Origin of the sequence: Paraburkholderia sp. SG-MS1 (assembly GCF_012275575.1) — a bacterium.
Lineage (GTDB): Bacteria > Pseudomonadota > Gammaproteobacteria > Burkholderiales > Burkholderiaceae > Paraburkholderia.
The window spans coordinates 16,875-30,846 of record NZ_NPIH01000160.1; the positions used below are offsets into that span (position 1 = coordinate 16,875).

The following is a 13,972-nucleotide window of genomic DNA, read 5'->3' on the forward strand; positions in this document are numbered from 1 at the left end:
GGGGGGCGGCCATGCTGGGAGTCGCGCAGGACGCCGCGCATCATGCTCGGCCTGTTTCGTGCATTCGCATTCGCTTTTGCCGGCATGTCGGAGCTGGTATCGGCGGCCGACGGGCAGGACGACGGCGCGTTCGGCGGTATTGCTTTTCAGCATCACACGCAGATTGTCGGCTTTGGGACGGGCGCCGTGTTAAATCGGCGCTCGCTGGCCAATCCGGACAACCAGATAGCGAAGCTGCCGGAAACCCAGGGTGAAATCGATCCGCGTGTGGATCTGACGCTCAAGATCGATCCGTGCTATCTGCAACTGAAACCGCGCGCGTTCTTCGTCTGGCAAGGCAGCACGCCGGGCGCGGGCACCCGCGCCTCGACCGATGCTTACCTGAACGAAGGGCGCCTGTCATGCCAGATGCCCGGCAACGTGGATCTGGAAGTGGGCCGAGGCGTGCTGCTATGGGGCAGCGCGATACTACTGTCACCCAGCAATCCGTTTTTTGCGGAAACGGGGAGGACTGATCCTGTCAGGGAGCAACTCGGCCGTGACATGGTGCGTGCGAGCGCGCAGATCACCCCGTCGTGGAGTATCGAAGGTATCAGCAACTTTCACGTCGATACGCGCGATACAACGAAGGCCTACTTCTCCCCGGTCACGGCGCTCAAGGTCAACTGGACCGGCGACTCGGTGTCGGCAAGCGCGCTCGTGTCGCATCGCGACAATGGCGTCGACCGGTTCGGCGCATACGGCACGTGGACGGTGTCGGATGCACTGTTGCTGTACGGAGATGCGTCGGTGGGGCAGGGGCGCAATGCGCTATTCGCCGAACAACAGGCAGCGGCGCCAGCGGGCTGGACGCTCTCGCAGAATCAGACACGCGACAGCGCATGGCGTGTCAGTGCGCTGCTGGGCGCAAGCTACACGCTGCTGTCCGGATGGACCCAGACACTGGAACTGCTCTATAACGGCGACGGCTACACGAGCGGCGAGAGACGTGCGTATCAGAACGCGATCCGCGCTGGCAACACCGCACTTGCTATGGGCAATGCGGCGGCGGCCGGTTTATTGGGCCAGGCATTGAACCCACAGCAGAGCTTGCTCGGACAGCGCTATGCATTGGTACAGCTGGGTCGCACGGAGCTGTTCAACAGACTCGATCTGACACTGCGTTATATCCAGGCATTCGATATGCCATTTGGAGGAAACATGGCATTGTCACTTACCTACAAATTGGGTCCCTCCGCCGAGTTGTTTGCATTCGGCCAATGGAATGTCGGCAACCCGCAATCGGAGTTCTTACAGCTTTATAGATATTCTGTCATCAGCGGCTTTCGCTACTACTGGAACTGAATTCAACGGGGTATGGACGAGTGACAGTTTCCTGTTTCCCGATTGGTTCCGTCCGCGTGGAAATGACCTTGGAAATTATAGAAAACGGCTCTAGACTCTATATCGCGCCGGTTGTTCAGGTTGGCTGACTATGCCGGCCGACCGGTCGTATCCGGAATCAATTCCAGTTATCCATGTGAACATCTGTCGTTCTGGCGTCGTTGGAATAGCAGTCCGGTAACGCCGGAGCGCGTGACTTCACTGCGTGAGTCGAGTGTGAACAAGGAGACGCCAACCGAACCCAGACCATTTCTCGACACAACTCGATCGGCGCCACCGGAGACGGTCGGCAGCAAGCTGCTGGAGAACATAACTTCCATGGAGTACGTGATGGCAACTAAACCACAATGGCGAACGCTGTTATCTCTCGGTTGTCTGTCGTTCGCCCTGATGGGCAATGTCGCCCGCGCAGAAAGCGTTCCGATTGTGACAGGCGAGCAGTGGGTCCCGTCGTCGCCGGAGGCCAAGAAGGCGTATCTCGTCGGCGTCGCCAATGTGCTCGAAATCGAGCGCGCCTACGCCGGCAATGCGGCCGCCCATAGCAACGATATCGCGCCGCGCTTCGCGAAAGGCATGCAAGGTCAGACTCTCGACAGCGTGCGCCAGGGGCTCGACAACTGGTACGCCGCGAATCCCACGAGAATCCAGCACCCGGTGATTGAGACGCTGTGGTTTGAAATGGTCGTGCCCGGCCTGAAGAAAAACCAATGAGGAAGACGATCATGAAACGACTTGGATGGATCATGGGCATTGGCGTTTTCGCGGTCGTCGTCGGATGTACGGACATGAGCGCGCGACAACAGGGAACGATGAGCGGCGCGGCGATCGGCGCGGCCGGCGGCGCGGGCATTGCGGCAATCTCGGGCGGTGACGCATGGACTGGCGCACTCATCGGCGGTGCAGCAGGAGGGGTGGCTGGCAATATCAGGGGGGGACGACAGTAAGACGTCGGGACGGGGCACGGAGTGGTCTATGTGTCGCGCCCCGTCCACGGTCTTGGCGCGTGTCGACGCGCTTTGCATCAAGCCGGGCGGTCCGGCTATCGAATGGTCCGGCGTCTGGCCATCTGACGGCAGGGGCTTGAGTGTCTGCCGCCGCATGACAAACAGCTATCCAATTCTGCGGGTCCCCGGCGATTTGCCGCCAGGCGACGCCATGTGAAAGCCTTCCGCTGTCGTCACGTCGCGTTTGCATTTAAGGCGCAGTGCCACCGGTCAGCCCATTCGTCCTTCGAGCACGCCCATCGCGGCGCCTGCTCCCTTCACCGCTCAGTTCATCCCAATTCCTGGCCCCATGCAAATGTCAAAAGATCATTGCGAGTGCCGAAGCGATTCACCGATCGACACAAGAGTTTGAACGGACGGATAAAAGACCTTAGGATATCCAGGCGGGAACAGGCAACGAACGCGTGCCGTGATCGCAGCCAAACTGGCAAAGCCGTGACAGCGCTCTTTCATAGCGTCGTTGCGTCGGCTCGATGAACTGCGTTTTCCTTGCAGGCCCGCTGCAAGGCCCGATCGGCGCGTATGATCGAACCACGGACACCGCAGGCCCACGCCTGGCGCCCGAGCCCTTGAACGCCGTCGAGGTGGCGGCATGAGCACAAGACGCAGGCGCCAGGCCTGCGAGGGTGTGCAATCCTCACTAAGAGAGCACGAATGCTACGCACGTCGCTGAAGGTAATAAAGACAAGTGCATTGATTCTGGTTCTGCTGATCATCGCCGCGCTAGGGATGCGCGCATGGTACGCGCAGCGTGCTCCGGACTTGTCGGTCTGGCATACCTATGTGCCGCGCGAAATGACGATCGAGGAAATGGACGCCGGCGACTGGAGCGCCTATATGAAGGCGGAGGCGCGGCTTTTTAACGACGTGCGCGTCAATGTCGTCGAGAAACTGAGACCGGCCGAGCGCGTGCCGTCGAACCGCTACTACAAAGGCTCGCCGATCTATCCGGAGCAGTTCGCGGAGAACTGGAACCGCTCGTACATACTTGAACCATCGGGGCCGCCCGTGGGCGCGGTCGTATTGCTGCATGGCCTGACGGATTCGCCGTTCAGCTTGCGCCATATCGCGCGCCGCTACCGGGACCGGGGCTTTGTCGCAATCGGCATTCGTCTGCCGGGACACGGTACGGTGCCGGCCGGGCTGACGCGCGTCGAATGGCGTGAATGGGCCGCCGCGACGCGGCTCGCGGTGCGTGAAGCGCGCCGGCGTATCGGTCCGGACAAGCCGCTCGAATTGGTCGGGTTCTCGAACGGCGGCGCGCTGGCGCTGCAATATGCGCTGGATTCCATCGAGAATCCTGCGCTCTCGCGTCCGACGCGCGTGGTGCTGATCTCACCGATGATCGGCGTGACCCGTTATGCCCGCTTTGCCGGACTGGCCGGCTTGCCTGCGGTGTTCCCGGCGTTCGCGCGGGCCGCCTGGCTCGGCATCGTGCCGGAGTTCAATCCGTTCAAATACAACTCGTTTCCAGTCAACGGCGCGCGTCAATCCTATCTGCTCACGAGTACGATTCAGGATCAGATCGACCGGCTGCATCGTGAGAACAGGCTAGTTGCCTTGCCGCCGGTGCTGACGTTCCAGTCCGTGACCGATTTCACCGTCAGCACGCCCGCGGTGATGTCGTCGCTCTACGATCAGCTTCCGGAGAACGGCAGCGAAGTCGTGTTGTTCGACGTGAATCGCAGCGTGAGATTCAGAACCTTTCTGCGCGTCGCCTCGTACACCGCGCTCTCACGATTGTTGCGCACCGGGCCGCAAAACTATCGCACCACGGTCATCGCAAACGCGTCGCCCGATTCGAGCCATACCGTCGCGCGCAGTGTCGATGCGGGCCAGGTAGAGACGCATATCACGCCTTTAAACATCGAGTATCCACAGGATATTTTTTCGTTGTCGCATGTCGCCATTCCGTTCCCGGTGACGGACGCGCTCTATGGCATCGCCCCGAGCGACGAGGAAAACTTCAACGAGAATCTGGGCACGCTCGCCCCACGAGGCGAACGGGGTACATTGATTCTGACGCTCGACTCCATGTTCCGGATCGCATCGAATCCGTTCTTCCCCTATCTGCTGGCGCGCATTGACGAGGGCATCGGCAAGCTGCCGAATCCGGTGGTCAAGTCGCCCGAACGCGCTCACGACACCGCGGCGGGGCAACCGGACGCAACGGCGGACGAGCTACCAGAGCTCAACGAGGTCGGCTCCTATGAGCCGTGACAAGCCGATGTTGCGGTAGTCGACCATCCGTGAGAGGCTGCGCCCGCTCATTGCAGTCTCTCGAATCACGCGAAAATTACGGCTGATAGGACGGATCGACGATCGTCCAGAAAGCCGCTTTCGGCTGCAGGTTGGCCGCGAACAGCAGCGGCAGATTGTTGCGCGGGACCGGCGTCGATGTCAGCCATGTGTGTTTGTCGGCATAACCCCACAGTGTCACCGCCTTGATGCTCGCCTCCTGTTCGAACACGTCGAATACAGCGCGATAGCGCTGAGCCTGGGCGCGCATCACGTCGTTCGGCACCGGATGCCCGAGGTCGGGCAGGCACGCATGCGGGTTGCTCCAGCATTCGCTGGAGTCGGTATAGAGGCTTACGTCGAGCTCCGTCACCTGGTTTTCGAGTCCGAGCGCGGCGACGTCCTCAATCGCCTGCTTGATGTTCGGCAGTGGCGGCCAGTTGACGCTGATGTGCATCTGGTGCCCGACGCCGTCGATCGGCACGCCCTCGGCGCGCAACTCGCGAATCACGGCGAGCAGCTTCGCGCGCTTGCCGGCGTCGTCGGTGTTGTAGTCGTTGATATAGAGCTTGACGTTCGGATCGGCCGCCCGCGCCGCAAGGAACGCAATCGCAATGTAGTCCTTGCCGAGCGCGCGATACCACGGACTGTCTTCGCGATAGACCTGATGCGGGTTGTCGCTGATGACTTCATTGACCACGTCCCACGCATAGACCTTGCCGCGCAAATGTGTGACCACGTCGGTTACATAGCGGCGCAGCCGTGCCGCGACGATGTCGTGATAGCGCGGATCGTTGGGGTCGCCGGTAAAGAACCAGTCCGGCGCTTCATTCCAGTCGCCGCTCTTGAAGTGCCAAACGAGCGTGTGCCCGCGCACCGCGATGCCGTGCGCCTCGGCGAACGCGACGATCTCGTCGGCCGGCGCGAAGTTGTACTTGCCCTCCGCGACACCGATCGTGCTTGGCTTCATCTTGTTCTCGGCGGTCAAGCTCGAAAACTGTGCGATGAGGAGCGCGGCGTCAGCCGGGTTTTCGATCGCGTCCGGTTCGATCGCCGCGCCTACCTTGAAATGCGCAGCCATTACGTTTCGCAGTTGCGGCGGTGCTTCTGCGGGCGCGGCGGCGAGGGGCGGCCCGTCGTGAGCGGCGCTCGTCAGGCTGTTCGCGCAGCCGGCGCTCCAGACAACGGAGCACAGCGCGGCGGCCATGCAGAGCAGGCGTGACAAGGGACGTCGAGGGCGCATTTTTTTGTCTCCGGGCGGTATATTTGCGATTCCAGCGCTTCATAACTACTTGTTACGTTATCGGTAACATACATGTTAAGCAGCAGTCGAGGCCTTCGCCACGTGGGGTTAACCTGACTGACCGGCGCAGCCCGTGTCGCGCGCAGCGAGCGCGGTACGCCGGATCTCGCTGGGCACCGAGGATCAGCGTCCCGACTACGACTACGACTACGACGACGACTACGCGAGACGCAGCGAACTAACATCTGTTCGAACTGGGCGATGGTGCAACGGCCACTGTGACGCTGCGCGATCTGGATGGCACGGCGGTGACGCAGGTGAGCGTGACCCGTCAGGGGCGACGTGCTGCGGGTGGGTTGCCGATGCAGGCGGGGATTCGGGCGTGAGCATCACTTTGCCGATGTGAGAGGGCGAGCTGACGGTACGCGTTTGATGGCTCTAGCATGTTGAGCCGGGCGTCGCGCGCCAAGCTTGCGGGCGCCGTGCTCACCGTGGGGCGCTGCCACTCCAGTTGACCGATTGGTGTAGTCACTGACATGACCTCGCTGTTGTTCAGATATTCCGGCGCAGGTCCGTTTCCGAGGCGATCAGAACTGCCGAAGCAGACCGATATTGAGTGCGCGGACGGTTTGGCTGTCGTCCGCGCAGCGATATCGTTTGACTTCAACGTCAATTCAATCTTCCCCCCGATCGCGAAAGCAGATTGTTCACCGAGGTGACACCGTCAACCGTGCGGGCGCTGTGCTCAGCAAGCGCGACCTGCGTGCCTTCGGGCACCCATCCGACCAGCGTGACCTGTCCCGATCGCGCAAAGACGAATACGTGAGACAGGCTGACGCCGCTATGCGCAAAGCTGACGCGGACGTTATGGGCGAGTTGCCGGTCGGCGGCCGACGAATCGCCCTCGGCATGGACTGCAGGTGCGATGGCGCTGGAAATCAACATTGCGAGAGTGGAAGCAATGGCTATTTTCACGATAGCTCCTTAACGAGAGGCAACTGTGCCGGCGAACTCCGGCAGCAAGTCTTCCGGTCCACTACGGGAGGGGCCGCGGAAGGGGGTGACAAAAGCCCCTGTGCGCACCATGCCTGCCTCTATGGAAGGCGCGATCAGGGGTTTTGTCTGTCGGGACGGTTGGGAGTTTTGTTCTCGCCCGGCGAATAGCTTGCGCATTCATCGTGGGGAACGCGGCGTTGGATTGACGGCCAGGAGGCCAAGCCGCCGGGGCTCCGTGGTAAGTGCCCATCTAGCGACTTCCGCCTTGAGCGGCGAACGCATCGTTGATGCATCGACGAGATCGCACTTCGCGATCTGCCAACACGAAGCACGATTCGTGGCCCGGCGTCGTATCTATTGATCATAGCCCCGAATGCCGGAGGCTGCTGAGGCGACCAGAACGGCGATTCGAAGATGCCTCAGCCAGGTGATTCGCGCGTCACGGCCGGTCGTGCGAACGGGCGACAGCCCCATTTCCTGTTACCGGTACCTGAAATTCGGCAAGCGGCGCGCAGTTCATCGTTGCATTTGCACAACGTCAAGCTCGGCGCGCGCGCGTGTTCGAACGCTTCCTGGCGTCCCGCGAACCGCGCGGCATGCAGCGCGCGTCGTTCGCGCGTCTTTTCGCTGCATGGATTCAAACGGATTTGCCAGGCACATGACCACGGCCTCATGGTCACGAAGCGCGTGCTACTTCGTCATTGAATTGCGCGCAACAGCTATGTGCAACAGCGTTTTCCCTGACACGGAAGATCGATACGCCGCGCATTGGCGCTACCTATAATCGCCTCGAAATGTGTATCGGACATTTCGGAACAGCGGGGCGTGCGATGGACCAGCACATCCTGAGCGGCTTGGAGACGCCAAAATGTATATAGGATATCTAATGAAAAAAGAAGTTTTTGCTTTGTCCATGATGGCAGCTGCGACGGTAGCCCACGCGCAGAGCAGCGTCACGCTGTATGGCCGTATCGACAACGGTATTCAATACGAAACCGGCCTGCCGGGTGGTCACGCGTGGGCCGCTCAGAGCGGTAACTGGGGCTGCTCGTGGTTCGGCCTGGAAGGCGCCGAAGATCTGGGCGGCGGCACCAAGGCGATCTTCCAGTTGGAAGGTCAGCTGAATACGATGACCGGCGCGTCCGCGGGCAATCTGTTCGGCCGCCACGCGACAGTCGGCTTCACGAACGACCGCTTCGGTCTGTTCAAGATGGGTAACCTCGGGGCCGGCGAACTGTCGCAGGACAGCTGGGGCACGGACCCGCAGCTGATGCAGCGCTACGCTATCTCGACCCTGGTGCGCGGCCGTAACTGGGCAAGCGCCAGCAACGGCGCGGAGTACAACTCGCCGGTGCTGCTTGGCGGCCTCGTCCTCAAAGGACAGTATTCGCTGACCAACAACACGAGCTGGAACTCGGCGCCGAATAACGCGCAAGGTGTTCCGACCGGTCAGGGCCGCACCAACGCCGTCGAAGGTATCTACACGTTCGGCAGCGGCGACTTCCGCGTGATTTACGACGAAGTCCGCGGCGCAAACGGTTCGTTCAACAACGTCTACTCGGCTTCGCGCTCCATCCTGGCGGGCGGCACATATGTCTTCGGCCCGGTGAAGCTGTACGCTGGCTACCAGCACCTGAGCGCACCGGACGCAACCAATTCGAGCATGGGCGTGAGCGACGCTTCGCAGCCGATCGGCGTGAGCGCACCGACGAGCGTCAACCACGAATGGGTCGGCGCAGCCTGGCAGGTGACCACGGCCACGGCGATTACCGGCGCGGTGTTCCACGCGAACGCGAACAACGGCAACGGCAACGCGACGCTGTTCACACTCGGCGCGACGTACGCGCTGTCCAAGCGCACCTTCCTCTATACGGAAGCCGGCTACGTCCACAACAGTTCGACGTCGAACCTGAACCTCGGCAACGGGCCATACGGCAACAACAACTTCGATGCGGCGACCAATACGTCGTCCAACAGCAACCCGAACTACGGTCAAAGCCAGACCGGCGTGTTCGCGGGCATCATGACGACGTTCTAAGCTGGACCTGCCTTAACGGGCAGGTAGTGTAGTGATCTCCGGGTTTTAAAGTACTGCTTATATCTCTTCACAAGAGAGGCCGGTGCGACGCAATCCTCCACCCTCGTCGCACTGGCTGTTTTTTTTGGATCACCCCCGAGCGCCTATGCGTTATCGGGTAGGGTTAACTCACATTTGAAAGCGCTTTCAAAAAATCATAAGGTGTGGACATGATCGACGACAGCCCTAATCCACCCAATGTGACACTCGAGGAAATCGCGCGGGCAGCCGGCGTTTCCCCCAGCACGGTGTCGCGCATCCTGAACGGCACGGCGCGCGTATTGCCGGCCAAGCAGAAGGCGGTGGAGCAGGCTATCGCGAGATTCAATTACCGGCCGAACGTGCTGGCGCGCAGCCTCGCGAGCGGCAGGACCGACACGATCGGCGTGCTCACGCAGACCGTGTCCAGTCCGTTTTATGCGGAGTGGTTGCGCGGCATCGAAGACGGGTTGTCGGAAACGGGCTTCACCGCGCTTTTCGTCAGCAGCCGCTGGAACGTCAAGGACGAGATGGCGCGCCTCGAGCAATTCATCGCGCGCCGCGTCGACGGAATGATTCTGCTGCACGCCCAACTCGACGAGGCCTCACTGAACGAATACGCGAGGCATGCGCCCTTACTCGTACTGGGGCGGTCGCTGCAAAACAGCGCGACGCTCGCGAGCCTGCCGCTCGACAACGTGCAAGGCGCGCGCGACGCAACCCGGCATCTTATCGAGCAGGGCCATCGCAGGATTGCGTTCATCGCAGGGCCGTCCAATCACGAGGATGCGATCGAGCGCCTCGACGGTTACCGGATGGCGCTCGAAGAAGCAGGCATTGGCTTCGACGCCGAACTCGTCGAGCAGGGCGATTATCTCGAGACGGGCGGCGTGGCGGCGATGGCGCGATTATTCGCGCGCGGCCCCGTATTCAGCGCGGTCTTCTGCGCGAACGACCAGACTGCCTACGGCGCGCGTCTCACGATTTTTCATCGTGGTCTGCGTGTGCCGGAAGATATCTCGCTGGTCGGTTTCGACGATTTGCCTACCTCGTCGTATATGACGCCGCCGTTGACGACGGTCCGCCAGCCCACCTATGAAATCGGGCGCCTCGCGGCTCAGGGCATCGTGCAGATGATCCGCAAGCAACCCATTGCGCTCAACCCGATTCCGCTCACGCTCGTGGCGCGGGAAACCACCTGCCGGCTCGCGCTTCCATCGAAGCGAAAAGCGGCGCGAAGTTAGCCATCCCGCGGCCATGAATCTGCAGCACCCCGAAAGGGCCTTTTTTTGACGCGCCGTGAAAGCGCTTTCAGATGCGTCGCGTTTTTAAGATACCGCTAACAATTCGCAGGCAAACGCGGAAGCGTGCACAGAGAAGCAAACGAAGCAAAAGAAGAGCAACAAGCAACCGGACGCAATCAACAAAACGGTTCAAAAAGGAGACGAGTAATGAAATTTCGCTTTTCAGGTCCTGCCGCCGCCGTGCTGCTCAGCCTTGCGGCAGTCGGCGCACAAGCCAACACCACGTTGACGGTCGCCGTGTTCCCGAAGCTGGATCAGGAGATCAAGGATGCGCTGCCAGCATGGAAGAAGCTCCATCCGGACGTCGACATCAAGGTGTCGTCGCTGGCGATCGCTGACCACCACAACGCGATGACCACCGCGCTTGCGACGAGCTCCGATCTGCCTGACGTGATGGCGGTCGAAGTCGGCTTCATCGGCCGGTTCGCGGCGGGCGGCGGCCTCGAAGATCTGTCGAAGGCGCCCTACAACGCGGGTCAGTACAAGAGCGAGTTCATCCGCTACACATTCGCGCAGGCCACCACGCAGGACGGCGCCATCGTCGGCATGCCGGCCGACATCGGTCCGGGCACGCTGTTCTATCGCAAGGACATTCTCGACAAGGCGGGCGTCACCGAAGCCGATCTGAACAAGTCATGGGAGTCGTATCTCGCCGCGGGGCAGAAGATCAAGAAGGCCACCGGCGCGTACCTGATGGCGTCGTCGCGTGATATCGAGGACATCTACATTCGCGCCGACCTGAAGGAAGGCGACGGCGTGTATTTCGACAAGGCTGGCAACCCGGTCGTCACGTCGGAGCGTTTCGTCAACGCATTCAAGCTCGCGAAGAAGGCGCGCGATCTCGGCCTCGACGCGAAGATCACGCCGTGGTCGAACGAATGGGCCGAAAGCTTCAAGCGCGGCACGGTCGCCACGCAGATGATGGGCGCGTGGCTCGGCGGCCACCTGTCGTCGTGGATCGCGCCGGACACGAAGGGCCTGTGGCGCGCGGCCAATCTGCCGAACAACGCGTACGCGTCGTTTGGCGGCACGTTCTACGCGATTCCGGTGAAGGCGACCCAGAAGCCGATGTCCTGGGAATTCATCAAGTTCCTGACGACGCGCCAGGACACGCAGCTCGCATCGTTCCGTTCGATCGACGCATTCCCGGCGCTGCTCGCCGCGCAGAACGACGGCTTCTTCGCCGAGCCGGTCGCGTTCCTCGGCAACGAAAAGGCGCGCCTCATCTGGCGTGATGCGGCCGGGCACATTCCGTCGATCCAGCGCAGCAAGTACGACCAGGTGGCCGAAGAAGCGGTGCACTCGGCGCTCGACAAGGTCGTCGACAGCAACGAAGACATTGGCACGGCACTGAAGGAAGCGCAGGACCAGATCGCACACCGCGTCCGGCGTTGAGGAAAGCGCCGCGGCGCCGCGCGCGCCGTGCTCAAGTTTGCAATAGCGCCGCCGGCGTCGTTCGCCGGCGGCGCCAGACTGGATGGACGGAACTACCGATGAGCCTTTCGCTGCCCACACCCGAACCGGCCGCCCCTGACGGGCGCATCGCCGACGTGCGCCTGCCGCTGAGCGCGCCGCGCAAGAAGGCGCTGATCGATCCGGTGAAGATCGCGCCTTACCTTTTTCTCACGCCCTTTTTCGCGCTGTTCGCGTTGTTCATCGCTTTTCCGCTGCTGTTCTCGCTGTATCTCTCGTTCCAGAGTTGGGACGCGACGGCGGGACTCGCCAGCATGAAGTGGGTGGGCCTGTCGAACTTCACGTTCACGCTGACCGACCCGTGGTACTGGAAGTCGCTCTACAACACGGCATCGATGGCCGTCATGTCCGGCTTGCCGCAACATCTGATTGCGCTGCCGCTCGCGTTCTTCCTGCAGACCGCGTTTCGCCGCTGGCGCAATTTTGTCGTCGGTCTGTACTTCCTGCCGTTCATCACGTCGAGCGTGGCGATCGCATTGATCTTCTCGTCGTTATATTCGACGGACTTCGGCATGATCAATCTTGCGATTGCCGGGATTGGCAAATTGCCTGGCCTGCACTGGATCGTGCCGGCTCATCCGATCGAATGGCTGTATAAGCCGGCCAGCGTGAAGCCGGCGGTGTCGGTGGTGATTTTCTGGCGTTATGTCGGGTGGAATACGGTGCTTTATCTGTCGGCGCTGCAAACCATTCCAAAGGATCTGTACGAGGCTGCGAAGATCGACGGCGCGAACGGCTGGCAGCAATTTACGCGCATCACGATCCCGCTCATCAAGCCGATGATTTTCTTTGCAGTGACGCTGTCCATCATCGGCGGTCTGCAACTGTTCGAAGAGCCGTTCATCCTGCTGCCAAACGAAGGCATGGGCACGAGTCAATCGGGTTTGACCACGGCCGTCTACATGTACCGCACGGCTTTCCACGACGGCGACTTCGGCACCGCGAGCTCGATTGGGTGGCTGCTGTTCATCACCATCGCCGCACTGATGTGGCTCAACACGCGCGTCTTTCACCGCAGCGGCATGAACGAGGAGGACCAGCGATGAAACTGTCGCAACTGTCGAATAACAAGGCCCGCTATACCGGCTATGCGATCGTGCTGGCGGGCGCGCTGCTGATGTTCTCGCCGTTCTATTTCATGTTCGTATTCGCGACGCACACCAGCTCCGAAATCTTTTCGATGCCGCCGCCGTTGTGGTTCGGCAGCGCGTTTCTGGACAACATGGCCTCGCTGATGCGGCACATCCCGTTCTGGCGCAATCTCGGCTGGAGCTTCTATACGGCCACCCTGCAGACCCTGCTGACGCTGCTCGTCACGTCGATGGCGGGCTACGCGTTCGCGATGTACGAGTTCCGCTTCAAGAAGGCGCTGTTCGCCATCGCGCTGACGGCGATGCTGGTGCCGCCGTTCCTCGGCATGATTCCGACCTTCATGACGATGAATCTGCTCGGCTGGATCAACGAGCCTCGCGCGCTGTACGTGCCCGGCGCGGCCGCCGCGCTCGGCGTGTTCCTGATGCGCCAGTATGTTGCGTCGGCGATTCCGTCGGAGCTCATCGAGGCGGCGCGTATCGACGGTTGCGGCGAATTCCGCATCTACTGGAGCGTGGTGCTGCCGCTGCTGGGACCGGCATTGGGCACGCTTGGGCTCATCAGCTTCATCCAGGCATGGAATAACTTCCTGTCGGCGCTCGTCGTGCTGCGCTCGCCGTCGATGTATACGCTGCCGCTCGCGCTGCGCATTCTGCAGAGCCCGACCAATTCGGATTGGGGCGCGGTAATGGCGGGTTCGGCGGTTGCGGTGCTGCCGCTCCTCGTGCTGTTCGCGTTCACTTCACGCCGGTTGATCGACGGTCTGACGACCGGCGCGGTCAAGGCCTGATCCGGTTTCATCCCGCTTACTTCGAGCCCTCACCGGGGCATGACTATCTAGGACAACGCTATTTATGTCGACATATCGGTTCAAAGAAGATTTCGTTTGGGGCGTCGCCACCAGCTCCTATCAGATTGAAGGCGCAGCGCATGAAGACGGCCGCGGCCCGTCGATCTGGGACGCGTTCTGCAGTGTGCCGGGCAAGGTCGTGAACGGCGAGAACGGCGATGTCGCGTGCGATCACTATCATCGTCTCGAGCAGGATCTCGACCTGATGGCCGACCTCGGCATGCAGGCCTATCGTTTCTCGATCGCATGGCCGCGCGTGCAGCCGGACGGCCGTGGCGGGTTCAACGAGAAAGGCCTCGGCTTCTATGAGCGTCTCGTCGACGGCTTGCTCAA

At 61.3% G+C, this 13,972-nt stretch carries 12 protein-coding genes; 10 read left to right on the forward strand and 2 right to left on the reverse strand.

Annotated elements, in window-relative coordinates:
- Positions 1–42: 42 nt before the first annotated feature.
- From CIC12_RS12555 to CIC12_RS12570, 4 genes are all read left to right on the forward strand, one after another.
- A complete protein-coding gene (locus tag CIC12_RS12555; protein WP_238812555.1) occupies positions 43–1,344 on the forward strand; it encodes a hypothetical protein in 1,302 nt (433 codons plus the stop codon).
- A gap of 255 nt (positions 1,345–1,599) precedes the next feature.
- On the forward strand, positions 1,600–2,094 hold the full coding sequence (locus CIC12_RS12560) for a hypothetical protein (RefSeq protein ID WP_446728003.1): 495 nt from the start codon (positions 1,600–1,602) through the stop codon (positions 2,092–2,094).
- Between the two features lie 11 nt (positions 2,095–2,105).
- The gene (locus CIC12_RS12565) at positions 2,106–2,327 is read left to right on the forward strand and encodes a YMGG-like glycine zipper-containing protein (protein ID WP_121325094.1); all 222 of its coding nucleotides are present in this window, start codon (positions 2,106–2,108) and stop codon (positions 2,325–2,327) included.
- A gap of 714 nt (positions 2,328–3,041) precedes the next feature.
- Entirely contained in the window at positions 3,042–4,607 is a 1,566-nt protein-coding gene (locus tag CIC12_RS12570) for an alpha/beta hydrolase (RefSeq protein WP_168664429.1), read from the forward strand.
- 76 nt (positions 4,608–4,683) lie between these two features.
- Here the strand turns inward: CIC12_RS12570 and CIC12_RS12575 are convergent, their stop codons facing one another.
- Both CIC12_RS12575 and CIC12_RS12580 read right to left on the reverse strand, forming a co-directional pair.
- Positions 4,684–5,868 (reverse strand): endo-1,4-beta-xylanase, encoded by a 1,185-nt coding sequence (locus CIC12_RS12575; protein WP_168664430.1) that lies wholly within the window; start codon positions 5,866–5,868, stop codon positions 4,684–4,686.
- Positions 5,869–6,537: 669 nt separating this feature from the next.
- The gene (locus tag CIC12_RS12580) at positions 6,538–6,843 is read right to left on the reverse strand and encodes a BON domain-containing protein (RefSeq protein WP_168664431.1); all 306 of its coding nucleotides are present in this window, start codon (positions 6,841–6,843) and stop codon (positions 6,538–6,540) included.
- 907 nt (positions 6,844–7,750) lie between these two features.
- On the opposite strand from CIC12_RS12580, the gene CIC12_RS12585 reads away from it, so the two are divergent.
- The 6 genes from CIC12_RS12585 to CIC12_RS12610 all read left to right on the forward strand — a co-directional run.
- Positions 7,751–8,902 carry a porin gene (locus CIC12_RS12585; protein ID WP_168664432.1) on the forward strand — a complete coding sequence of 384 codons (1,152 nt, stop codon included), beginning with the start codon at positions 7,751–7,753 and terminating at the stop codon, positions 8,900–8,902.
- Positions 8,903–9,111: 209 nt separating this feature from the next.
- Entirely contained in the window at positions 9,112–10,164 is a 1,053-nt protein-coding gene (locus CIC12_RS12590; protein WP_168664433.1) for a LacI family DNA-binding transcriptional regulator, read from the forward strand.
- A 207-nt stretch (positions 10,165–10,371) separates the two neighbouring features.
- The gene (locus CIC12_RS12595) at positions 10,372–11,619 is read left to right on the forward strand and encodes an ABC transporter substrate-binding protein (RefSeq protein WP_168664434.1); all 1,248 of its coding nucleotides are present in this window, start codon (positions 10,372–10,374) and stop codon (positions 11,617–11,619) included.
- A 98-nt stretch (positions 11,620–11,717) separates the two neighbouring features.
- Positions 11,718–12,743: a carbohydrate ABC transporter permease gene (locus tag CIC12_RS12600; RefSeq protein ID WP_168664435.1), complete on the forward strand. Its 1,026-nt coding sequence runs from the start codon at positions 11,718–11,720 to the stop codon at positions 12,741–12,743.
- Positions 12,740–13,579: a carbohydrate ABC transporter permease gene (locus CIC12_RS12605; protein ID WP_168664436.1), complete on the forward strand. Its 840-nt coding sequence runs from the start codon at positions 12,740–12,742 to the stop codon at positions 13,577–13,579. The genes CIC12_RS12600 and CIC12_RS12605 overlap by 4 nt, the downstream gene beginning before the upstream one ends.
- Before the next feature lie 64 nt (positions 13,580–13,643).
- Positions 13,644–13,972, forward strand: a 329-nt coding sequence (locus tag CIC12_RS12610) for a family 1 glycosylhydrolase (protein ID WP_168664437.1), incomplete at its 3' end; no start/stop codon positions are given.

Excerpts from the sequence above, each read along its gene's own strand:
- CIC12_RS12555 (WP_238812555.1), top strand. The coding sequence starts at position 43 with ATGCTCGGCCTGTTTCGTGCATTCGCATTCGCTTTTGCCGGCATGTCG.
- CIC12_RS12565 (WP_121325094.1), top strand. The coding sequence starts at position 2,106 with ATGAAACGACTTGGATGGATCATGGGCATTGGCGTTTTCGCGGTCGTC.
- CIC12_RS12570 (WP_168664429.1), top strand. The coding sequence starts at position 3,042 with ATGCTACGCACGTCGCTGAAGGTAATAAAGACAAGTGCATTGATTCTG.
- CIC12_RS12575 (WP_168664430.1), bottom strand. The coding sequence starts at position 5,868 with ATGCGCCCTCGACGTCCCTTGTCACGCCTGCTCTGCATGGCCGCCGCG.
- CIC12_RS12585 (WP_168664432.1), top strand. The coding sequence starts at position 7,751 with ATGAAAAAAGAAGTTTTTGCTTTGTCCATGATGGCAGCTGCGACGGTA.
- CIC12_RS12590 (WP_168664433.1), top strand. The coding sequence starts at position 9,112 with ATGATCGACGACAGCCCTAATCCACCCAATGTGACACTCGAGGAAATC.
- CIC12_RS12595 (WP_168664434.1), top strand. The coding sequence starts at position 10,372 with ATGAAATTTCGCTTTTCAGGTCCTGCCGCCGCCGTGCTGCTCAGCCTT.
- CIC12_RS12600 (WP_168664435.1), top strand. The coding sequence starts at position 11,718 with ATGAGCCTTTCGCTGCCCACACCCGAACCGGCCGCCCCTGACGGGCGC.
- CIC12_RS12605 (WP_168664436.1), top strand. The coding sequence starts at position 12,740 with ATGAAACTGTCGCAACTGTCGAATAACAAGGCCCGCTATACCGGCTAT.